Source organism: Hymenobacter segetis, assembly GCF_054776495.1.
Genome location: NZ_BAAHBV010000003.1, coordinates 282,821 through 304,377 on the forward strand (window position 1 = coordinate 282,821; position 21,557 = coordinate 304,377).

The 21,557-nt window shown below is 62.6% G+C and carries 14 protein-coding genes; 6 read left to right on the top strand and 8 right to left on the bottom strand.

Going from position 1 to position 21,557, the window contains the following annotated elements:
• Positions 1 to 176: 176 nt before the first annotated feature.
• Positions 177 to 1,331 (top strand): methionine aminotransferase, encoded by a 1,155-nt coding sequence (locus ACYU70_RS18195; RefSeq protein WP_342298550.1) that lies wholly within the window; start codon positions 177 to 179, stop codon positions 1,329 to 1,331.
• A gap of 33 nt (positions 1,332 to 1,364) precedes the next feature.
• On the opposite strand, the gene ACYU70_RS18200 is transcribed toward ACYU70_RS18195, so the two are convergent.
• Positions 1,365 to 1,634: a hypothetical protein gene (locus ACYU70_RS18200; protein WP_342298549.1), complete on the bottom strand. Its 270-nt coding sequence runs from the start codon at positions 1,632 to 1,634 to the stop codon at positions 1,365 to 1,367.
• Between the two features lie 291 nt (positions 1,635 to 1,925).
• On the opposite strand from ACYU70_RS18200, the gene ACYU70_RS18205 reads away from it, so the two are divergent.
• Positions 1,926 to 3,464 (top strand): family 43 glycosylhydrolase, encoded by a 1,539-nt coding sequence (locus ACYU70_RS18205; protein WP_342298547.1) that lies wholly within the window; start codon positions 1,926 to 1,928, stop codon positions 3,462 to 3,464.
• Between the two features lie 213 nt (positions 3,465 to 3,677).
• Here the strand turns inward: ACYU70_RS18205 and ACYU70_RS18210 are convergent, their stop codons facing one another.
• The 3 genes from ACYU70_RS18210 to ACYU70_RS18220 form a co-directional block, all read right to left on the bottom strand.
• Positions 3,678 to 4,364 carry a hypothetical protein gene (locus tag ACYU70_RS18210; RefSeq protein ID WP_342298545.1) on the bottom strand — a complete coding sequence of 229 codons (687 nt, stop codon included), beginning with the start codon at positions 4,362 to 4,364 and terminating at the stop codon, positions 3,678 to 3,680.
• Positions 4,365 to 4,493: 129 nt separating this feature from the next.
• Positions 4,494 to 10,658, bottom strand: coding sequence for an alpha-2-macroglobulin family protein (locus ACYU70_RS18215; RefSeq protein ID WP_342298544.1), 6,165 nt, complete (start codon positions 10,656 to 10,658; stop codon positions 4,494 to 4,496).
• Positions 10,659 to 10,900: 242 nt separating this feature from the next.
• Complete coding sequence (locus ACYU70_RS18220) at positions 10,901 to 11,497, bottom strand: DinB family protein (protein ID WP_342298542.1); 597 nt, start codon at positions 11,495 to 11,497, stop codon at positions 10,901 to 10,903.
• A gap of 171 nt (positions 11,498 to 11,668) precedes the next feature.
• Here ACYU70_RS18220 and ACYU70_RS18225 point away from each other — a divergent pair, with 171 nt between their 5' ends.
• Positions 11,669 to 12,592 (top strand): hypothetical protein, encoded by a 924-nt coding sequence (locus tag ACYU70_RS18225; protein WP_342298541.1) that lies wholly within the window; start codon positions 11,669 to 11,671, stop codon positions 12,590 to 12,592.
• A 151-nt stretch (positions 12,593 to 12,743) separates the two neighbouring features.
• Here ACYU70_RS18225 and ACYU70_RS18230 read toward each other — a convergent pair whose 3' ends face one another.
• A complete protein-coding gene (locus ACYU70_RS18230; protein WP_342298539.1) occupies positions 12,744 to 13,970 on the bottom strand; it encodes a putative sodium/potassium/calcium exchanger in 1,227 nt (408 codons plus the stop codon).
• A gap of 197 nt (positions 13,971 to 14,167) precedes the next feature.
• Here ACYU70_RS18230 and ACYU70_RS18235 point away from each other — a divergent pair, with 197 nt between their 5' ends.
• Complete coding sequence (locus ACYU70_RS18235) at positions 14,168 to 14,362, top strand: cold-shock protein (protein ID WP_198069229.1); 195 nt, start codon at positions 14,168 to 14,170, stop codon at positions 14,360 to 14,362.
• A 136-nt stretch (positions 14,363 to 14,498) separates the two neighbouring features.
• Here the strand turns inward: ACYU70_RS18235 and ACYU70_RS18240 are convergent, their stop codons facing one another.
• Entirely contained in the window at positions 14,499 to 14,990 is a 492-nt protein-coding gene (locus ACYU70_RS18240) for a gliding motility lipoprotein GldH (protein ID WP_342298537.1), read from the bottom strand.
• A gap of 37 nt (positions 14,991 to 15,027) precedes the next feature.
• Positions 15,028 to 16,695, bottom strand: coding sequence for a regulatory iron-sulfur-containing complex subunit RicT (locus ACYU70_RS18245; protein ID WP_342298535.1), 1,668 nt, complete (start codon positions 16,693 to 16,695; stop codon positions 15,028 to 15,030).
• A 479-nt stretch (positions 16,696 to 17,174) separates the two neighbouring features.
• Between ACYU70_RS18245 and ACYU70_RS18250 the strand changes: the two genes are divergently transcribed.
• The gene (locus ACYU70_RS18250; protein ID WP_342298533.1) at positions 17,175 to 17,984 is read left to right on the top strand and encodes a M57 family metalloprotease; all 810 of its coding nucleotides are present in this window, start codon (positions 17,175 to 17,177) and stop codon (positions 17,982 to 17,984) included.
• A gap of 202 nt (positions 17,985 to 18,186) precedes the next feature.
• Entirely contained in the window at positions 18,187 to 18,951 is a 765-nt protein-coding gene (locus ACYU70_RS18255; RefSeq protein WP_342298532.1) for a M57 family metalloprotease, read from the top strand.
• An 85-nt stretch (positions 18,952 to 19,036) separates the two neighbouring features.
• Here ACYU70_RS18255 and ACYU70_RS18260 read toward each other — a convergent pair whose 3' ends face one another.
• Positions 19,037 to 21,523, bottom strand: a complete 2,487-nt coding sequence (locus ACYU70_RS18260) for a S8 family peptidase (RefSeq protein ID WP_342298531.1) — start codon at positions 21,521 to 21,523, stop codon at positions 19,037 to 19,039.
• Positions 21,524 to 21,557: the final 34 nt, after the last annotated feature.

Sequence of the window (21,557 nt, forward strand, 5' to 3'; positions counted from 1 at the left end):
GTGTTTGGATAGCGGAGTAACCAAAACGTCATGCTGAGCGAAGTCGAAGCATCTCTACCGCAGCAGTAATCCCTTTCGATAGGATTTACTTGCGCGGTAGAGATGCTTCGACTTCGCTCAGCATGACGTTCTTTTGAAATCCTAACTTCTCCTCACCACTCTCTCCCCTCCCGCCCGTGCTCCAGTCCAAACTCCCCGACGTTGGCGTCAGCATTTTCACCCAAATGACCCTGCTGGCCCAGGAAACCGGGGCCATCAACCTCGCCCAGGGCTTCCCTGACTACGACCCGCCGCAGGAGCTGCTGGAGGCACTGGCCCGCCACGCCCTCACCCCCGGCCACCACCAGTACGCCCCCATGCCCGGCCTGCCCCGGCTGCGCGAGGCCATTGGCACCCAGGTAGCCCGCCTCCACGCCGACGCGCCCGCCCCCGACCCGGCCACCGAAATCACCATCACGGCCGGAGCCACCGAGGCGCTCTATGCCGTGCTGGCCGCCGTGGTGCGCCCCGGCGATGAAGTGGTGGTATTTGAGCCGGCCTACGATTTGTACGGCCCCGCCATCCGGCTACAGGGCGGCGTGCCGCGCTACGTGCGCCTGCCCGCCCCACACTTCCGGCCCGACTGGGACGCCGTGCGCCGCGTGCTCACGGCCCGCACCCGTCTGGTGATAGTGAACACGCCCCACAACCCCAGCGGGGCCATATTCACGGCCGACGACTGGCACGAGCTGGCCCGCCTCCTGGATGGCACCGACGCGCTAGTGCTCAGCGACGAAGTGTACGAGCACCTCGTATTCGACGGCACGCCGCGCATGAGTGCCCGCCAGCACCCGGCCCTGCGTGAGCGCAGCTTCGTGCTCTCGTCCTTCGGCAAAACCTACCACGCCACCGGCTGGAAAGTGGGCTACTGCATCGCTCCGCCCACCCTCACGGCCGAAGTGCGCCGCGTGCACCAGTTCCTCACCTTCGCCGTGAGCACGCCCACCCAGCACGCCCTCGCCGACGCGCTTGAAGGTGATGCCACCGATGCCCACGCCCGCCGCCTGGCCGGCTTCTACCAACAGAAGCGCGACGAGTTCCGCGCCCTGCTCGACGGCGCGGGCTGGGACCTGCTGCCCGTGCCCGGCGGCTACTTCCAGCTGGCCCGCTACGATGCCTTGTCGCCCGCCAGCGACCTGGCCTTCGCTCAGTTTCTGGCCCGTGACAAGGGCGTGGCCGTGGTGCCCGTCTCCGCTTTTTATCATGATGGGTTCGATGATGGCCTCATCCGGTTCTGCGTCGCCAAAGAGTCGGCCACGCTGCAAGCGGCAGCGGCGCGGCTCCGCTCGTAGCCCGCGCCGGACTTTTTTTGAAGCCGATAAATTTCAACTGCCCGCTTTTTTTGAAGAAGCGGGCAGTTTTGTTTTTGACTTCCAAAAACTTGCGGCCAATTCCTGTCGAGTCATCTGGATATGGCCTTGTAAAGTCATTGCGATATCCGCAAGCTGCTCTGTTGCGAGTTGATACCTGCGACATGAAAAACCATTGTTTTGGTTTACACCCCCTTCCCAAAACAGTGGGCGAATGAAGATAAACTCATCAATATCATTTGCACCCCCTTTTCTACGGAGGGACTTCAGCAAATCTTCATACATCCCCGATTCTTGGAAAAAATCATTTTATAATATATCTATGCTCATACCATTGAAATATTGGCCCGAAGTATGGAGTTAGTATTTCACATCCTATCAAAGCCGCAAAAAATCATCTTTTAGCCGTTTACTTCATCCAATATTGCCTGCCATTCGTCGATTATTTTCCGACATTCGGCTCATTAAAACTCTTTCGCCATTCACTATTTATTACAAATTATTACCTTTCGAAATCTTGAAAGCTGAACCATAAAATATTTCAGCTTTTTTCTATTCTCCTAACACATCCCACCCGTGTCATTTGAACTAGAAATGGCGGCCCGCCTCGCAGCTGGCGCCCCCGGCGTTTCGCCCGCCCCATCCCGCGTTTCCTACGACCACGTCGTATTGCCCGGCGACTTCCCCGACCCCACCGTCACCAAAATCGGCGATACATACTGGGCCAGTGCCACCTCGGCCGAGTGGGGCGCGGTGTTCCCCATCTTCACCTCTAAGAACCTGCTGGACTGGGAGCTGGTGAGCCACGTTTTCCCCGAAAAGCTGCCCGATTGGGCTGGCTCCAATTTCTGGGCGCCCGAGTTTTACTACGAGAACGGCCGCACCTACATGTACTACACCGCCCGCAAAAAGGGCGGCATGCTGTGCGTGGCCGTGGCCAGCGCCGACCACCCCGCCGGCCCCTACACCGACCACGGCATATTGGTAGGCCAGGAAGCCGGCTCCATCGACGGCTTCGCCATGCCCGATGAGCACGGCGACCTCTACCTCATCTGGAAGGAAGACGGCAACTCCTGCCACCAGGACACGCCCATTTGGGCCCAGCGCCTGAACGATGAGCGCACCGCCCTCATCGGCGAAGCCACCGAGCTGTTTGGCAACGACGTGAAATGGGAAGGCCCGCTGGTGGAAGGCTCGGCCCTGGTGCGGCACAACGGCTGGTTCTACATGTTTTATGCCGGCAACAGCTGCTGCGGCAAGGGCTGCAACTACGCCACCGGCGTGGCGCGCTCGCGCAACCTGTTGGGCCCCTGGGAGAAGCACGAGCAAAACCCCATCCTCGACCGTAATACCACCTGGAAATGCCCCGGCCACGGCACCGTGACCGAGCTGGACGGCCGCTGGTTCCTGCTGCACCACGCCTACGCGGCCGAAAGCCACGAGTTTGTGGGCCGCCAGGGCCTCCTCAGCGAGTTTACCTGGAATGCTGACGAATGGCCCGAGTTTGTGAACCGCAGCCCCCAGGCCCCGGCCCTGGCTAACATGGCCCGCTTCAACGTGGCCGATGAGTTTGGGGGCGACCGCCTGGGCTTGGAGTGGCAGTGGCCCATTGGCCAGCAACCCGCCACGGCCGTGCGCCACGGCCAGTTGCACCTCGCCGCGCACGACTCGCGCCTCGGGGCGCTGCTGGCGCGCCGTACCCACGCCGCCACCTACAAGGCTGCCACTACCATTGATTTCGCTAAGCTGCCCATCGACACCTTCGCTGGCCTGGCGGCAGTGGGCGACCCCTACAACGCCCTGGCCCTGATGGCCGGCAACGGCCAACTCCAAATCTGGCACCTGAAAAGCGGCAAGCAGCAATGCCTGGTCACTATTTTTATCGATGCCTGCCCCACCCTCACGTTGCGCCTCGAAGTGTGGGGCGGCCAGCGCTACCGCTTCGCCTACAGCACCGACGGGGCCACCTGGCAGCCCCTACCAACCGAAAATTTTACTCTGAACGGCACCTACCTCCCGCCTTGGGACCGGGGCGTGCGCGTGGCCCTAGTGGCTCAGGGCGCAGCCGGCAGCACGGCCACGTTCAACAATTTCATCATCCGCAACCAGCGGTAAGGCTGAAACTGTTGGATAAAGAAGAACGTCATGCTGAGTGCAGTCGAAGCATCTCTACCGCAGTAGTAACCCACTCGTTTGGATTTACCATTGCGGTAGAGATGCTTCGGCTGCGCTCAGCATGACGTTCCGGGTTGAATCCATTCTAACTGCCTCCAAACAGCAACGCCCGACACTACTGTGCCGGGCGTTGCTGTTTCAAACTACCGTGTTCTAGCGGCGGTGCTTGGTCTTGCTCTTCGTTTTGGAGGGCGTGGATTTCTTGGTGGTTTTGTGAGCCGTGCTCTTTTTGGCACTGCTTTTCTTGGCTTTCGAGGAGCTGCTGTGGCTGCTTTTGCTTTTGGCTTTGCTACTCTTGCTCTTCGAAGTGCTTTTGCTGCTGTGCGCGGCCGACTTGCTCTTGCTTTTCGACTTGCTTGCCTTGCTTTTGCTGCTGCTGTGCGACGTTAATTTGTGAGCTTTCGATTTGCTGTTGCGGCTGCTATGGCGGGCGGCGCGGCGGGCTTCGGCCCGGGCCTCGGCGCGTGCTTCGGCTCTGGCCTCGGCGCGGGCTTCTTCGCGGCGGGCGGCGGCGCGACGGGCGGCACGGGCTTCGGCATGGCTGGCCTCGTAGCTGCGGGCGGTGCGGGCCGAGGTGTTAACGGCTTCGTCGGTGGCCTCGGCGTAGTGGGCGGTGGCGTCGGTTTCGGGGGCGGCGGTGTTGTCTTCGGTGCTGGCTTTGGGGGCTTCGGCTACGATTTTCTTGCGACGCACCGGCATCAGAAAATCACGCTCGGCGCGCTCGCGGAGGCTGAGGTTTTCCTCGCCCGGCAGCTTCGTTACGGGTGTTTGTTTCTCATTTTGGGCTTGAGCACTGCCCCAGGTGAGCAGCAGCAAAAGGAAGACAAATAGGTGCTTCATAGACGAATAAAGAAATAACAACGGAAGACAAAGCTACACAGCACCCCGGTTAAATGCAAGGCAAAAGTGGTTTTAAACGCTGTCGGAGCCATTTCAGCCGCCTAAGGGCCTATTTTGCCCGCTCGGCGGCTACGGAGCCACCCGCAGCCGCACGCCGGCCGACTGCGCTCCAAATTCGGGAGCATACAAACACTGTACCTGGCTCAGCCCGCCCGAAAAATCGCCGGCCTGGCTGGCGCGCAGCCGGTACTCGAACACGTGCGTACCACGCGGCACTTCGCTCAGGAAAAAGTTGGTGGCCGCGTCGCGGGGCGACTCATAGTAGCCCAGGCCATTCTGGTAGCGGTAGCCGCTGGTCTGGCCGATAGGCTCCAGGCCGGCGGCGCGCTGGTCTTTGAGGTGCACGTATTCGAGGGCGCGGTCGGTGCGGAGCACGAGGCGCACCACCAACGCATCGCCGATTTTGAGGGGCGAGGTGGGCGTGAGCTTTTCAAGCACTGGGCCGCCGGCGGTGCGGGTTTCGCGGTAGAGCTGGCGCTCCAGGCTGAGCGGCGTGACGGCGGGTGTCACCTTGTCGATATCCTCGAAATACTGCCAGTAGAGTGCGCCCCAGGCCACGCCCGCGTCGGGCTTGGTGATGGTGACTTTGCCCTGGGCGGGCTGCACCTCGGCGGCGGGCCAGCTGGTTTTGAAGTAGCCGGTGCCGGCCTGGGCGGCTTCGGGTTTGATGGCCTGGCCGCCCACCGTGATTTGCAGGGGCTGGGTGGGCGCGAGCCAGTCGGTGCCGCGCAGCAGCAGGGCGTAGCAGGCATCGGCGGTGGCGCGGGTGCTTTCCCAGCTGTGGGTCTGCTTTTGCTTCAGCAGCCAAAGCTTCATTTCATCGACGGATTTCTGGTCGATTTTCACTTCATCGAAGGCTTCGATGAGCGTGGCCTGTGTTTCGGTGGGGGCTTCGCGCCAGTAGTAGCCGCCGCGCACTTCCTTCCAGTACATGCCCAGTTCGGGCGAATGCAGGGCGTTTTCGGCGAGGGCACGCAGAATCTCAGCGGCGGCCGGGGCTTTGGCATCCTGGCGGAACAGGGCCAGCGCCAGTTGCGCTTGCAGGTAGCGCGTTTGCGCGGGCCAGAATTTAGCGGCCTGCTCGCGGTAGTAGGTTGTGGCTTTTGCAGCGGTGGTTTCGGCCGGCTGGGGCCAGAAGCTGCGGGCGTAGAGGGCCTGGATTTGCTGGTCACCGAGGTGGTTTTCGGCCAGCTTCACGTTTTTCTGGCGGCGCAGGTCGGCGTAGTCTTTGGCGAGGCTGGCATCGAGGTAGCGCAGGGCATTTTGCAGGATGTCGCGGCCCACGGCATCTTTCCCGGCATCAAACGCGCCCAGCTTGTGCAGCTTGCCGAAGCCGGCCACGATGAGCTGGGTGATGTACCGGTCCTCCGGCATTTTATCGAACCACGGGAAGGCCCCGCCGGGCAGCTGCATGCGCTGAAGCTTGAGCAGGGCGCGGGCGGTTTCGCCCTTGAGGCGGGTTTCGTCGAACAGTTCCGTGAGGCGGGCCAGGCGGGCGGTTTCGCCCTGCGCGTCGCGCACCCAAGGCGTTTCCTGGAGCAGCAGGTTTTTTAGCTCCTGGTTCTGGGCCAGCTTGCTTTCGAGGGCGTTTTTCTGGGGAGCGGTGCCGCTCTGCGCCTGCCGCGTCCACTCGGTCAGGATGGTTTTGAAGCGCGGGTTCGACTTGAGAATCTGGGCCGCGATGAGGTTGGCGTAGAGGCGGCTGAATACCTGCTCCGAGCACTCGTAGGGGTACTCTATGAGGTAGGGCAGGCTCTGCACGGCGTACCAGGCGGGGTTAGCTGTCATTTCCAGCGTGAGCGAGTAGTTGCGGCGCGTGGGACTGATGGTGCTGGCGAGCTTCTTCAGCTCAAATTCCCGCGTGCCGGGGCCGACGATGGGCAGCGGTAGGCTCTCGGTAATGAGAATGCGGTTGGGGAGGACAGGGAGGGTGTTTTCCTCACCATCGGAATAGTCAGAGCCATCTACGCGGAGCACGGAAGCTGCTTTGGTTTTCTTCCGAGCTTTCTTATTTTCTTCCGGCGCGTTTCCAGCGGATGAATAAGCTTCTGCTACTACTTTATACGTCACGGCGGCTGGCGCGAAATCATTAGGTAGGCTAATCTCCCAGCCCAGCGCCACGCTCTGGTGCGCGGCGGCCGACACGGCTTGCTGCGCCGGGCCTTTCAAGAGCTTGCTGGTAATATCCTGGCCCGTCGCGGCATCGAGCAGGGACAATTGCGCAGTGCCGCTGGTAGCGTGGTCGGTCAGGTTCGAGAACTTGGCGGGAAAGGTGAAAGTGTCGCCCTGCCGCAGGAAGCGCGGCGCGTTGGGCGTAATCTGGATTTCCTTTTGCGTCACGAGCTGGCGGGCGAGCTGGCCGCTGTGCAGGCTTTTGTCGTGGGCCAGAGCCAGCAGCTGCCAGCGCGTCACGGCCTCGGGCATCTGGAATTCGAGCACGAGGTCGCCGTTTTTGTCGGTGCGCAGGGCCGGCTGCCAGAAGGCCGTTTCGCGGAAATCGGTGCGGGTGGGCACTGTGGAGAGGTCGGGGGCGGCTCTTGGCACATCAATATCTCCCCGAGTCATTGGCGGGGGCGGTGCCATTGTTGCCGAAGCCATTGGTGCCGGGGCGACCATAGTTCGGTCTGCCACCACTACTTCGGAAAGTTGAGCGCCCTGTTTTTGATTGCTCATCCGCAGTACGGTCCTGCCTCCCGGCCTTCCATAACCAACGATAATTGAGCCGTGAAGCACATCCCAGGTGTTCAATTCCGGGTAGGCTAATGCGGTTGGCTCCATATCAGCATCAGTCGCGGCGTAGGAAGTCGAATTCACCTCCCCAAAATTTCCCTGCCACCCAAACCGCGCCGGGTAATACCCCGCGCCAAATTCCAGCCCCATAAAACTATGCGGGCGGAAAATATCCAGGCTCTGGTCGTATAGCGTAGCCAGCAATTCGGCATCAGCCGCTTTGCCGTTGGCCTGATGGATGGTGACGCGCCAAGTTTCCTTCTGGCCGGGCTGGAGCCGGTCGCGGAACGTGGCGATGGACAGCTGGAGTGGCTGCGGCTTCTCGGCCACTTGCACGGTGGCATCGTGGCGGTAGAGGCGGTTGTCGCGCACCTGCGTGGTGTGGATGTAGAGCGGGCCGACGGCCGTGGCCGCGCCGCTTTCGATGCTTAGGCGGCGCTGTTCCCCAGCTTTCAGCGTGAGCCATTCCTGGCGCAACAGCTTGCCTTCGCGCTCCACCTCCAGCAGAATGCGCGCTCCGGATTCGCTGCTGCCCAGCAGAATTTCCGTGGATTGGCCGGGGGCCACGGTATCGGCCAGGGCCACAAACCAATCGGGCGTGGCAAAGGGCACGGTGGCGGCCTGCGAGTCGTAGAGCATGAAATCGAGCTTCGCTTTGGCCGAATCAGTTCCGGCGGCGCGGGCTTCGAGGCGGTAGCGGCCGGTGGGCAGCTGGGCGAGGGTAGCTTTCAGGTCCAGCGTGGGGCTGGCTTTGGTGTCGAAGGGCAGGGTTTTTACCAGCTCCGCGGGGGCTTCGTTTTCCTCCGCTTCGGGAGCCGGGCCGGGCACGCCGGGCGGGTTCGGCCGGAAGCGGCGGGCCAGCAGGCGCAACGTGCCGGCGGCGGGCAGCGGCTCGCCGGTAGCGTTGGTGCTAAGCAGTTTGATGGCGGACAGATGTTGCTTATCCAGCTCATTGGGGCCGGTGAGCTGCAAACTGAGCGGGTTGCGGCCGATGGGCAGGCTGCGGGTGCCGGTGCGGGTTTCGCCGGCCGCATCGGTCACGTCGGCGGTTATCTCGAACAGGTAGCCCGGCTCCCAGCGGCGGCCCGCCGGCTTGGGCACCAGCGGCGGCGTGAACGTGAGGCTGAACCGGCCCTCGGCATCGGTGGTAGTGGTGCCGTGAGCAATTTCCTGGCTGCCCTGCCCCCGGCCCGGCGCGTAGATGCCGCGCCCGCCAAAGCCATAATCAAACAGCGGAAACAGCTCACGACGCGTCACGCGGTAGCGCACCGCCGCGCCGTCGGTGGCCTGCCCGGCGTAGGCCCGGGCGCGGCCATTGATGGTGAGCGGCTGGCCCAGCTGCGGCCGGCCCGGCACCGAGTCGATGCTGACCAAAAAGGTGGGCCGCTTGTAGTCCTCCACCGCGAAGCTGAGGCTGCCGTGGTCGGTTTGCAGGCTCATTTCGCCATTGAGCAGGCCCGTAGGCAGCACCACCGAGCCGTTGAACGAGCCGAAATCGGAAGTCGTGAAGGGCAGCGTCTGCACGGTCTGGCCGTTCACGTCTACCAGCCGCACGCTCACCGCCTGGCCAGTCACGAGGCTGGTTTTGGCGCGCAGGGTTTCGGTCAGAATGCCTTTGAAATACAGTATCTGGCCGGGCCGGTAAATGGCGCGGTCGGAGAACAGGAAGGTGCGGCGCTGGGCTTGCTCCAAGGTGGGCCTGTCTGGATAATAGCTATTCCGATAGTCTACCTTCAGCGTATCAATCCCTTTCCAAACCTGCAAGGCCACCAGCCGCTCATGGGTTTCAGCGGGGTTGGGCGCGGGCAGCTCTGCTTCGCCCGATGCAGCAGTGACGACCACATCGCCCAGGCGGGAGACCTGCTTTCTAGTCTTCTGGTCGTACCGGTCATAAATCGCCCGGGTCTGCACATTGGCCAGTGGCATTCCACTCTGCCGGTGCAAAAGCAGCAGCTTTGCGGCCGACTCAGCCGGGTCGCCCCTGCTTACCAAACTCAACTCACTAGCTCCTAAGAATCCGTAGCTCGTCACCGCACCCGGCCGCTGCTCCGTCGGTTTCGCCGCCTGGTTGCTGATGATGACCAGATAATACCCGATGGGCAGCGCCGCCCCCGCCGCCCCAAACTTCTGCTCCTTGTAATCCTGCGGATGCGGGGGTACCGGCACCGCCCAGGCCGCCGCCGGCGCGGCCCGCAAGGCACGGGCGTAGCGCTGGGCCACGGTGCGGTTCTTCTCGTCGTACTGCCCCGACTTCTCCCATTCGCTCAGCGAAATCCGATACGCCCAGGCGTGCAGCTCAGTCACGTTGCGGGCCGTCAGGTCCAGTCGCCAGGGCTGGTTGGGCACCACGATATCGACCGCCGAAAACGTCAGCTCCGGCTGCTCAATCTGCGCCCGCAGCTGCCGCGCCCGCGCCGCGCCGCGCGATTTCGGAAACCGCGCCTCGGCCTCCCGCGCCAGGCCCACGGCGGCCACGTTGTTGCCGGCCTCACGCACCGCCTCGGCCCGCCGGGCCATAAATTCTGTGCTGATGGGCAGCGCCTTGTACGTCTCGGCCATTCGCACTAAAGCCGGCTCGTACTGCGCCGCCAAATCGGTATTCTGAATGAGCGAATGCAGGTAATCAATCCGGTTCAAATCCACATCGGCCAGCGCGGCCACATTCTGCGGCACCAGCTGCTGGCGCGAAGCCGTGAGGCGCTGCAACAGGTGCAGCGCGTGCAGCTGGCCGTTCAGCGAGTCGGCATCCGGGGCCAGCAGCCGTAGCGCGGCAAACTCGGCCGCAGTTCCAAACAGTTTGGGGTCCGTGAGCTGGAATTGCTGCTCGGGTCGGGTCACGTACAGCTCCTGATTTTTCAGGCCTTCGATGGCGCGCTGGGCCAGCAGGTCGTACAGCGTGGGACGCAGAGCGCGGCCCTCGGCATCGCCGCCAGTGGCCAGGTCGCCGAGGTCGGCCAGGGTGGTTTTCAGTTGTTTTTGCGGCTCATCTTCTACCGATTGGTAGTAGTGCCGCACGATAGCCGCGCCCAGCCGGCCCATGTCCCAGGTGGCGAGGCCGGTGCCGCCGTCGGCGGTTTGCTGGTCGTCGGTGGTGGGGGTGGCCCCCGCCGTGCTCTGGTAGAGGCGGTAGCGGTTCTGGTTGAGGTAGTTGGTATACTGCTCGGCCAGTAGCGAGTGCAGGATGGGCCGGGCCGGGAAGGCGGCCGTTTTCACATCAGCTTCCAGCAAGGCAATTGCTTTTTCATCAGCATCCTCCTGCTTGGCTTGCAGCAGACGGATTTTATAGAGCAGCGCCCGCACGTAGGCGGCACTGTTGTTTTCCTTTTTGGCCTGCTGATAAATGGCCTCTACCAGCGGCGCAGCCGTGGCGGTCTGGTCCTTTTTCAGCAGCGCGTCAATCTTCTTCCAGCGGGCGGCGTAGGGGCCGGGCGGCGGGCTGGGAGCAGCAGAGTCGGCACTGAAAATCATGGTCAGGAGCAGGCAGGCAAACAGGAACAAACGCATAGGCGGGGCGGGCACAAGCAAAGGTTGGAGCCATAAAGATGCCCGCCCCGGCTTTATTGCACAGAGCGGGCCATTTTTTAGCCTGCCGTAGCGCGAACTTTTAGTTTGCGCCACAGCCCCAACCTGCGGCGCGGAGACGCGAACTAAAAAAGTCGTGCTACAAAAAAAGCGCCGGGCAGCCCGGCGCTTTTCACAGTTTCATCGTTGCTAGGCCAAAATTTTACCGATGGCCGGTGCATTTTTCAGGCTGCCGAGGCGCTGGCCCCCACGACATTGCCGGCCAGCACGGCCTCGGCCTGGGCAATGTGGCGCTGCATGTGCACCACCAGAAATTCGAGCTGGTCAGTCAGGCGCAGCAAAATCAACGGAAATATGGCGTTAGGAATCCGGATGGCATTGGCATTTACCTGCCGGGCCAGCAGCGTGAGGCGCAGCAATTCATCCACCTGCCGACTGAAAACCTCCGCCACCGTACGCGGCAGCCGGGTGCCCGTGGGCGCATATCGCTGGGGCGAAGTGTAGGTTTTCTCGCTGGCCGGCGTGCGCATGGCATCGATAAATTTCTTGCCCAGATAGCCCTGCTTGGCCACGGCGGCCGGCTTCGAGCCCCGCTCCTGGGCCCGCTTGATGCGGGCCGCGATGCTGGGTAAGTAGTAGCCACCCACGATGTTGAGGTGCTCCAGACACTGGCCCGCGCTCCAGCGGCTGGGGCCGGGGCGACGGTTCAGTTCTTCGGCGCTCAGGGGACGAAAACGCTGCTGCGCCTTCACCCGCAGCATCAGCAGGTCATTGGTTAGCTGGTCAAAGAAATCAGAAGTGGCACGAGCGGCAACGGGCATATAAGCAGAGGCTAACGAGTCGTAAACATACAATTTAGCAGCGGATTCCGAATAATTTACGGTGGATTCCCGCCCCGCCAAGCTCAACAATCCGGTTCGGGCTGGTATCTTGGCGGCATGGTAAAACAATGTTTTTCGTATTGTAGTGCACTAATTGCCTTGGCAACTGCTTTGCACAGCGAAGTTCGGGCACAGGCCGTGCCCAATGCCGGCGAGCGGGTCGAAAGTCTGGTCACCTTCGGCGCACAGTCGGACAAGATGTGGGGCGACGATGATTTCACCCAAACCTTCTTCTTCCTCATCCCCGAAAAACAGCGCACCCCGGTCTATATCCGCGTATTCGACCCCGACTGCGGCGGCAAAAACGACGACCTGAAAGGCTCCGCCAACACCACCACGTCGTTCAGTCTCTACGGAGGTCCGGGCACCTTCAGCGGCCCCCAGGCGCGCGACCCGCGCCCCACCAACCCCGTGCCCACCGGCCGCCTGCTCAAGAGCCAGACCTTCGGCAACGAGCCGAAATATGATGGCAAGTGGTACACCTTCGGCCCGCTCAACCCGCTGGAAGGTGAGATGGTGGACGAGTTCAAGGGCCACGTTTTCAAGCTGGTGGCCCGCGGCCTCACCGGCAACGACGGCAACCTGTACCGCTACTTCTTCAGCACCAGCCCTACCGAGAACGTGTCGGTAGAAGGTGGCAATGCCTTCACCTACGAGTACTGCTTCCGCCTGCCGGCCACGGCCAGCAAAACCACCGTGCACCTCTACCCTTTCGTGAACGACAAGGTGGTGAGCATCAAACAAAGCAATTTCGACGCCGACAATGCAGCCACGCTCAACGTGTTCAGCATTGCCAAAAACGGCCAGCCCGGCACCATGAGCGGCGACGGCGTCTGGAGTAGCAGCGTCTTCCAGGTTTCGCCCAAAGAGCACGGCCTCAGCCTCGATTTCCGCCTCACGTCCACCAAGCCCGCGCCCAACGACATGGTGTTCTACGTGACTGACCAGTACGAAACGGCCATGCCGTTTTTCGCCATTCCGCTGGGCGGCCCGCCGCGCTACCAGTACGATATCAACGTGAAAGTGCACCGGTAAGCGCCGGATATAAGCACCAAACCAGAACGTCATGCTGAGCGCAACCGAAGCATCTCTACCGCAGTAGTAAATCCTGTCGATTGGATTACTCTCGCGGTAGAGATGCTTCGGCTGCGCTCAGCATGACGTTCTTCTTTAAGGCCTTTCGCGCTTATTCGTCCGCCTCGCCGTCGCGGCCGGCATTGCGTTTCGGAGCACCGTGGTCGGCATTGTCCTCATCGTCGGTGCGGTTTTCCTGACGGGCTGCCGAGCCGTAGTTCTGAGCCGTGTCTTCGGCGCGCTGCTCGCCTTTGGCGGGCGAGCCGGCGGTGCTGCCGGCTTTGCTGTCGTCGTAGGCATCATTATAGGAACCGCCGCGCGAGCCAATGCCCTGGGCGGCGTCGCCCTTGTTGGCCTCGGGCTGGGTGTAGCCGTTGCGCTCGCTGCCGGTGTTGTTATCGGGCAGGCTGTTGGGCTGGTCGCGGCCCCGGTCGCCGTAGCCTTGGCCGCGCTGGTCGGCCATTTCGGGCTGATTGGTGGAATAAGTGCCGGAATCATGGCGGCCTTCTTTCTCGTTGGCACCGCCTTCGGCAGGCATATAATCCGTTGTCTCGTTGCGGTGTTCGCCTTCGACAACATTTCCGGTGCGCTGGCCAGAGGCATCGCCGGAGCGGAGCGACGTGTGGCCGTAGTCAGCCGCAAAACCAGTGTCGACGCTTTTGGGTGAGCCGTTATCGTTAAATCGAGGGTTGCCAGTACTTCCCATCGAGTCTGTCGCGGCACCGGCTTCGAAACCGTATTCGGTGCGGCTGTCGGGGCGGGCGTCGCGGCCGTCGTAGCTGCGGTAGGCGTTGTCCTGCTCGCCGGGGCGGCCAGGGCCGCCGTAGTACTTGTCTTCGGCGGTGTTGTTGGGCTCGTAGTCGGCCAGGCGGTTCTGGTTGCCGAAGCCGCCGTGGGTGGTGCCGCCCAAGTCCTGCGCGCCAAACTCGCCCCGGTTGGGGTCGCTGTCCTGGTTCTCGCGGCGGTCCTGGTCATTATAGCTGCCTTGGGTGCTGTTGCCGAAGTTGCCGCCGTATGCACCTTCCGGCACTAGGTGAGCAGGGTCGGCTGCTTTGTTTTCCTGGGGCTGGCCGTCAGCATCCACGGCTCCCTGGGCTATGCTTGTTTCGGCATCCGCCAGCGTTTCGCTCGTTATTGGAGTAGGCGTAGCGTGGCTGGTGGGCGGCTTGGGCGGGCCGCCGGGCTGGCCCACACCTTGGCCGGGCGGGGTATGCTTGGTAGCAGTGTTGCCCACCGGCCCGTCGATGCGGTTGCCGGCAATGTCGTTGGGCTCGGTATTCAGATTTTCTTCGGCGTTGGTCATGGCGGTGGGCTGATTATTAGGAAGTGGGGAGGGCATTAGCCAAAGGCTACTCATCTATACGCACCGCCGAATCCGTTGTTTTCGAAGCCGGCCGGGCGCGGGGGTGGGCACGGTTTTCGGCGGTGTCATTTTACCTTTGTCCGGCAGCGGCCCGCCGCGCTCCCATTCCCGGGCCTTCACCGGCCGGATGCGGAGCTTCAAAATCCGATTCATTTTACCCTTACCCCACGCTTATGCTTACCGGCACCGTTAAGTTTTACAACGACACCAAAGGCTTCGGCTTCATCATTGCCGACGACAATCAGGAAGAAATCTTCGTGCACCAAACCGGCCTCATCCACGAAATCCAGGAAGGCGACCGGGTACAATTCAACATCAAAGCCGGCAAAAAAGGCCCCAACGCCGTGGACGTAACCCGCGTGCAATAAAATAGAGACGCTGGTATCAGGCAGTCGGAAATCAGACGGCCGATGCCGCGGCATTTATTTAGAAAGCAAAAGGCCGGCTCCGCACAATGCGGAGCCGGCCTTTTGCTTTGTCAGTCAATTACGACCTGACCATTAACTACTTTTTCGCCACATGCTTGGCCACGCGCACGCCCACGGCCATAAGGCCGGGCAGCTGGTCCTGGCGCATATACTGCTCCAGGGTCAGGGTGTAGTTACCGGGCTTGGCGAAGTGCTGGTTGGGCAGGGCCAGGGCTTGCAGGTCGTAGATGTCGCCGGTGCCGCTGCCTTTGGGCTCGCCGGTTTTGGGGTCCATCAGCAGGATTTGGTGTAGCAGCGGCGGGCCGGCCGGACCAGCGGGGCCGGTCAGCGTGTGCTTCACATACAGGTTATAAAAACCATAGGCCGAGGCGAAACGAACGTTGAAAAACACGTCGTAGCGCGCCGTGGTATCCTCAATGGCGAAGGTGAAAGCGGGCTTCTGCTGCACGTCCCACGAGTACTTGGGGAAGTCCGTATTCTGCTCAAATACCCGGTTAGGGTCGCAGGCCGTGAGCAGGCTCAGGAGCCCGCCCACTACGGCCAATTTCCATGCAAAACGCTGATTCATATCAATAACTGGCATTCAAAAACAAAACAGCGTTGAACTAAGAACCAGCCGGAGCCGGGGCTGAGCCGGGCGCGGCACCGCCTTCGCTGGCCGGGCCACGGCCACCGCGGCGGTTGCGGCCGCCCCGGCCTTCGCGGCGCTCGCCGCCGTCGGCGCGGCGCTCACCGCCCTCGCGGCGCGGGCGCGGCTCACCTCCACCTTCGGCGGCGGGGCGGGGCGTAGCTCCAGCGGTGGAATCAGTACGACGGGGGCTGTCGGGACGGCGGTTGCGGCCGCCTTCGGGGCGTGGTTCGCCGGCTTCGCCTTCGGGGCGGGGCGCGTCGCTGCGGTTGCGGCCGCCACGGCGGTTGCTGGGGCGGGCGGCGGCACCACGGCGGCCACGCTGCTCGGCGGTATCGCCCAAGGCAGGTACCGGGTTGTCGATATCACCGGGACCGGGGCTGGTCATTTGCTCGGGCGGACGGGGGCCACCGGGCGCGGCACCGGCGGGGCGGCGGCCATCGCGGGCGGGCCGGCCTTCGCGGGGCTCACGCGGCGGGCGGCTTTCGCGGCCTTCACGCGGCTCAGTGCCGGGCTCCTGGGCGGCGCGGGGCTCCCGCTCGGCGCGGGGCGCCCGGGGCTCACGGCCTTCGCGGGGAGCACGGGCTTCGGCAGTTTCGGCTTCTTTTTCGCCTTTGCCTTTTTTGCGCTTGCTGCGCTTGGCGCTCGATTTGATTTTATCGTCGAGGCGGTCGAGTGAGCCTTCCACGATGGCGGAAACTTCAGGCTCGGGCGCTTCCTCACGCGGGGGCAGCAGGCTTTCGATGACCTCGCCGCGCTTATTCATTTCCAGCAACTCGCGCACACGGGCCGTGTCAAGCATCACCCAGTTGTTATCGCCCTTAAAGGCAAACCACATGCGGCGGCGGAAGATGTCGGTTTTCTGCAAGAAGGCTTCGCCCTTGTTGGTTTTCAGCGGGCGCTGCACCTGCGGGATGTCCTTGAGGGCATCCAGATAGGCATCCAGCTCATAGTTGAGGCAGCACTTGAGGCGGCCGCACTGGCCGGCCAGCTTCTGCGGGTTCAGGCTGAGGTTCTGGTAGCGGGCGGCGGTGGTGCTCACGGTTTTGAAGTCGGTGAGCCAGGTCGAGCAGCACAGCTCGCGCCCGCAGATGCCGAGGCCGCCGATGCGGCCGGCTTCCTGCCGCAGCGAAATCTGGCGCATCTCCACGCGCACCCGGAACTCGTCAGCCAGGCGGCGGATGAGCTCGCGGAAATCCACCCGGTCCTCGGCCGAATAATAAAAGAGGGCGCGGGTACGGTCGGCCTGGTATTCCACGTCGCTCAGCTTCATGCGCAGGCGCAGTTCGCTCACCATGGCGCGGGCCCGGAACATGGTGCCGGTTTCGAGGTCACGCACGGCCTGCCACCGCTCCTCGTCATCGGGCGTGGCAATACGCAGGATGTTGCGGATTTCCTTCGAGTCGGTGGACACCTTCTTCTTGCGCATTTGCAGGCGCACCAGCTCGCCTTTCAGCGAGACGTGGCCGAGGTGCCAGCCGGAGCCGGCGGCATCCACCACCACGGCATCGCCGGTCACGAGGGGCAGACGCAAATCATTACGCATAAACTCCTTACGGCCGCCTTTAAAGCGCACCTCCACAAGGTCGAACCCGGCAAAGGAGTCGGGGATTTCCACGTCCTGGAGCCAGTCGAAGACATTCATGCGGGTGCAGCCACCGGAGCTACAGCCCCCCTTCGAGCCGCAGCCCCCTACTTTGGTGGTGCCGCAGCCCCCACCGGTTGAACATGATGCACAAGCCACGAGTCAGACAATTATATAGTTGGGCGAAAAGCTGGTTTTCGCGAAAATTCGGTTCCTAGCAAAGATACACAAATAGCACAGGGCGCTTCCGATGGGCTAAGAACAGGGTTAGAACCGCTTCTACCCTAGCCTGGCCGGCCCCAATGCCGGCCGCAATGCTCCCAATCAGTCGTGTAATTATTACAATAGTTTATTATACTGGCACTTACAAAATTTTGTCATTTTTCATAATTAAAACCACCAAATAATACCCTCATTACATTCAAACACGGTTTTCATTAAACTATTTTTAACATAATGGTTTTTGAATGATGTGATTCGCAATTTCATCCACATATATTCGCCCATTCTTCACCAAAACCTCACCACCAAAAAGTTCTATGAAAAATTTCAAACTTTTCACTCTCCTTGCGCTGGCCGGCGCAACTCTATCACTCTCGTCGTGCAGCAAAAAGGAAGAAGCCACTGCGGCTCCTACAGTTGCTTCGGCGGATGCCATGGCCCAAATCAAAGCCCTGGGCTTTAGCACGCAGGATGTTAAAACCGTTGATGCCGGCTACGTGGTAGAAGGCGACATCCTGCTGACCCCGGAGCTGCTGGCCAGCGCCCCCGGCTACTCCACCCTGCGCGTGGGCGACCAGGAGCAGTACCGCACCACCAACCTGGTGGGCAGCCTGCCGCGTGTGCTCACGGTGAGCATCAGCAGCTCGTTTAACTCGTATTATGTAACGGCCATTGATGAGGCCATCCGGCGCTACAACGCAGCCGCTCTGCGGGTGACGTTCCGCCGCATCACCTCGGGCACGGCCGACCTGCCCGTGAAGTATTCGTCGAACCTGGGCACGGGCGTACTCGGCCAGTCGGGCGGCTTCCCCAGCGGCGGCAACCCCGCACCGGGCTTCACACTGGTTCCTAACGTAATCAACAGCACGAACACCAACTACATCGCCACCATCATGGCCCACGAGATGGGTCACTGCATCGGCATGCGCCACACCGATTACTACAACCGCGCCATTAGCTGCGGCGGCAGCGCTTCCAACGAAGGGGCCAGCACCGTGGGCGCTATCCTCATCCCCGGCACGCCTTCGACGGCTGAGTCGAACTCGTGGATGCTGGCCTGCGTGGGCAACGGTGTGAACCGTCCCTTCACCGCCAACGACCTGACGGCCCTGAACTACATCTACTAGCCTCGGCTGGTGTTTTCAGAGAAAAAGCCTCGACTTTCATAAGTCGAGGCTTTTTTAATTGCCATAATCTTACTGGAGCATTATTAGCACAATTGCATAAATTATTGCTTATTGCCCCCATATTCTCACCATCACTTCATCTTTCCCACCATTTGTTATGATGACAAACAAATTATTTGCAGCCGGCCTGTGCCTTGCCTCAATGCTCGCTTTTTCGTCCTGCTCGAAAGAAAAAGAGTCGACTCCCCAATCCGAAAGCATCAACACCGAGGTAATGGGCCAAATCAAAGCCTTGGGCTTTAGCACAGATGACGTGCGTACCGTGGATGGTGGCTACGTGGTAGAAGGCGACATGCTGCTGACCCCGGAGCTGCTGGCCAGCGCCCCCGGCTATTCTACGCTGCGCGTGGGCGGCGAGGAGCAATACCGCACCACCAACTTGGTTACCGGCCTGCCGCGCACGCTGACCGTGAGCCTGTCGAGCCAGTTTCCGGCCGCCTACGGGCCGGCCATCGACGAAGCCATTGCCCGTTACAATAACGCCAACCTGCAGTTGCACCTCACCCGCGTCACCACGGGCACCGCGGACCTGCCCGTGAAGTATTCGGCGGACCTGGGCCCGGGCGTACTGGGCCAGTCGGGCGGCTTCCCCAGCGGCGGCAATCCTGCGCCGGGCTTTACGCTGGTTCCCAGCGTAATCAACAGCACGAACACCAACTACATCGCCACCATCATGGCCCACGAGATGGGTCACTGCATCGGCATGCGCCACACCGACTACTACAACCGTCAGTATAGCTGCGGTGGTCGTAAGGCCAACGAAGGGGCCAGCACCGTGGGTGCCATCCTCATCCCCGGCACGCCCTCGACGGCCGAGCCGAACTCGTGGATGCTGGCCTGCGTGGGCAACGGTGTGAACCGTCCCTTCACCGCCAACGACCTGACGGCCCTGAACTACATCTACTAGCCTCGGCTGGTGTTTTCAGAGAAAAAGCCTCGACTTTCATAAGTCGAGGCTTTTTGCTGTTTCCCCGCAGCACAATCCGGCGGGCTTATTGAATGACAATTCTCAGGACTTGCCCGGCCTGGTTGTCCTGCTGCACCCGGAGCAGGTACAGCCCCGGCTTTAGCCCGGTGGTTTCTATCAGGTTAATCAGCCCTTCGGCGGTGGCGGTGCGCTGGTACCGGCCCAGCATATCGTAGAGGCGGATGGCCACGGGGTCCGCGCTGTTGGCCACCACGGTGAGTAGGGCACCGGTCTGCACGGGGTTGGGATAGGCCTGAATCAGGCCGGCTTGCAGCAGGAAGGCCTCTTCGGTGTCGCTGTAGAACTGCTGGCCAGCCACGTTGTCTAGGCGCACGCGGTAGAGGTAGCGGCCAGCGGCGGGGTGGTTGGTGAAGGTGAACGTGGTGCTGGTGAGCGGGCTGATGGTTTGCACGGCCTCAAAGCTGCCATCGGGCCGCTGGCGTTCCAGCGTGGCCGATTTCAGGTGGTATATCGTGCCGAGGATTACGTCGAGGCGGATGGTTTCATCGACCAGCTGCCTGGGCAGGAAGGAGCGGAAATAGCACGCCGTGCCTTGCGTGGTGTAGTTGATGGTGGTGCCCGGCTGGCCCACGCGCCCGCCCACCACGGGGGCCACGGCGTAGTAGAGCACCGGCACCTGGGCCCGGCCGAGCACCAGCGCCGTATCGGCCGTTTGCGCCAGGGGTTCCAAATAAGTAGCGCCCAATTGGTACACCTGATAGCGGGCCACGCCCGGAATGCGCGCCCATTCCAGCAGGGCCTCTTCGGGGCAGGCGTAGCCGACCTGCAACGCGGGAGCCCGCGCGATGGCGAATGTGTCGGAGATGAATTCACTACTGCCGCTTACCAGCCGCAACTGGGCCAGCGTGGCGGTATCGGGCACGGCCCAGGTGGTGCGGCCGGCGGCCAGCGGCACGGACGCATTCAGCACGCGCCAGCCGGGACGGCCCACGGGGCGGTAGTCGAGGCGGGCGCTGGCGGTGGCCGGGCCGCTCCACTGCCAGCGCAGATTGGCGGTGGTGGTGGGGCGTAGGTTGTCGGGGCGCACGGGATAGGTCCAGGTGAGGCCGGGGGGGCTGAATTCGTAGGCCAGGCTGAAGGCTTGGGGGCCTTGCGGCACAGCAAAGCCGCGCACGTGCAGCTCGTAGGTGCCGGCGGCGGGCAGCGTGAGGGTGATTCGCTCGGCGTTGTTGAGATGGTCGGGGCGGCGGCGGGCGGGGCGGGCCAGCGAGTCGGCGTTCGGGTAGGCGCTCAGTACCCAGGGCAACCAGCGCTGGCCGGTGCTCACGTTTACTAACTCCAGGTCGAGGTCGTTGACGAGGGCCGTGGCGGCGTTGGCGGTGGCGGCGGGGTCGCTCCAGGCCAGCGTGGCTTTCAGCTGCTGCTGGCTGGCGGGCACGGTGATGCGGAATACCTGGTCGGTGCCCTGGCTGGCGCTACCGCCGAAGAAGCGGCCGGCGCGCATGGTGCTCACGGCTCCCAGAGCATCGGCCTGCCCGAAGCCGCTGAGGTAGTCGATTTCGGCTGTGCCGAGGTCGTCGGCGCTGTTCAGGAGCACGGCTTTGACGAGGGCGGCGGTTGGCAGGGTACCGGCGTGCAGGTCGCGGTACTGCTGCTGGAGCAGGATGCTGATGCCCGACACCAGCGCCGCCGCTTCGGATGAGCCGCCTTCGCCGTAGGCCACCAGCTCGGGCTTGATGCGGCCATCGTAGGCCGGGCCGCGCGAGCTGAGGGCGGCCACCTGCCCGCTGGGGTCGGTGGCACCCACGGTCAGCGTGTTTTTCGACATCTTGAACTGCCCGCTGACGTTGGCGAACCGGGCAATGTCTTTATAAACGCCGCTGGGACTGGCCGATGCCCCCACGTTGCCCGACGAAAAGACGTGCAGTAGCTGCGGCAGCTGTTGCGTCTGCTGGTCGTAGGCCTGCGATTCGAGGCCGTAGTAGTTTTCGATGCCCACGCCGTAGGAATGGTTTTGCACCGACACGCCGGCCTGGGTGAGCTGGGTGGCATCGTCGGGCAGCAGGCGGGCGAAGTCGGAGGTGGCCAGCCGCACGGCGCGGGCCGCGCCCCGGCCCAGCGGGTCGGAGTTGCCGGCCCCGCCCAGCAGCGTGGCCATGGCCGTGGCGTGGTCAGAATACGGCTTGGCGAATGCGCTGGGGTTCACCACGCGACCTTTCAGGTCAATGTCGTCAGGGTCGAAGGGCAGTTCTTTCACGGAGGCGGTGAGGCCCTGCCCGGTGAGGTCGGGGAAGCGGGCGTGCACCGCCGAGATGACGTTGACCGATAAGTCGGAATTGCCCAGGCGGCGCTCCTCGTGGGCGCGGCGGTCGGCCACGTCCACAAACTCCACGCCCGGCGCGGCGGCCAGCTGAGCCGGCGTGAGGCCGGTGATGGAAAGCGTACGGGCATCATTTCCGGCTGGCGCTACCTGCGCGACGGGCTGGTGCTGCCGCGCCCACTGCCGGAAGGCGGGGCCGTCGGCCACGCGAATGCGGAGCGGGCACGGCATATTGGCGGTGGAGGTGGCTTGTAAGCCCGGAGCC

Bases quoted from the DNA above. Each gene is read 5' to 3' on its own strand.
- ACYU70_RS18220 (WP_342298542.1), bottom strand. From the start codon at position 11,497: ATGCCCGTTGCCGCTCGTGCCACTTCTGATTTCTTTGACCAGCTAACC.
- ACYU70_RS18260 (WP_342298531.1), bottom strand. From the start codon at position 21,523: ATGCCGTGCCCGCTCCGCATTCGCGTGGCCGACGGCCCCGCCTTCCGG.
- ACYU70_RS18240 (WP_342298537.1), bottom strand. From the start codon at position 14,990: ATGAATCAGCGTTTTGCATGGAAATTGGCCGTAGTGGGCGGGCTCCTG.
- ACYU70_RS18245 (WP_342298535.1), bottom strand. From the start codon at position 16,695: ATGAATGTCTTCGACTGGCTCCAGGACGTGGAAATCCCCGACTCCTTT.
- ACYU70_RS18230 (WP_342298539.1), bottom strand. From the start codon at position 13,970: ATGCCCTCCCCACTTCCTAATAATCAGCCCACCGCCATGACCAACGCC.
- ACYU70_RS18255 (WP_342298532.1), top strand. From the start codon at position 18,187: ATGCTCGCTTTTTCGTCCTGCTCGAAAGAAAAAGAGTCGACTCCCCAA.
- ACYU70_RS18215 (WP_342298544.1), bottom strand. From the start codon at position 10,658: ATGCGTTTGTTCCTGTTTGCCTGCCTGCTCCTGACCATGATTTTCAGT.
- ACYU70_RS18250 (WP_342298533.1), top strand. From the start codon at position 17,175: ATGAAAAATTTCAAACTTTTCACTCTCCTTGCGCTGGCCGGCGCAACT.
- ACYU70_RS18235 (WP_198069229.1), top strand. From the start codon at position 14,168: ATGCTTACCGGCACCGTTAAGTTTTACAACGACACCAAAGGCTTCGGC.
- ACYU70_RS18200 (WP_342298549.1), bottom strand. From the start codon at position 1,634: ATGTATGAAGATTTGCTGAAGTCCCTCCGTAGAAAAGGGGGTGCAAAT.
- ACYU70_RS18210 (WP_342298545.1), bottom strand. From the start codon at position 4,364: ATGAAGCACCTATTTGTCTTCCTTTTGCTGCTGCTCACCTGGGGCAGT.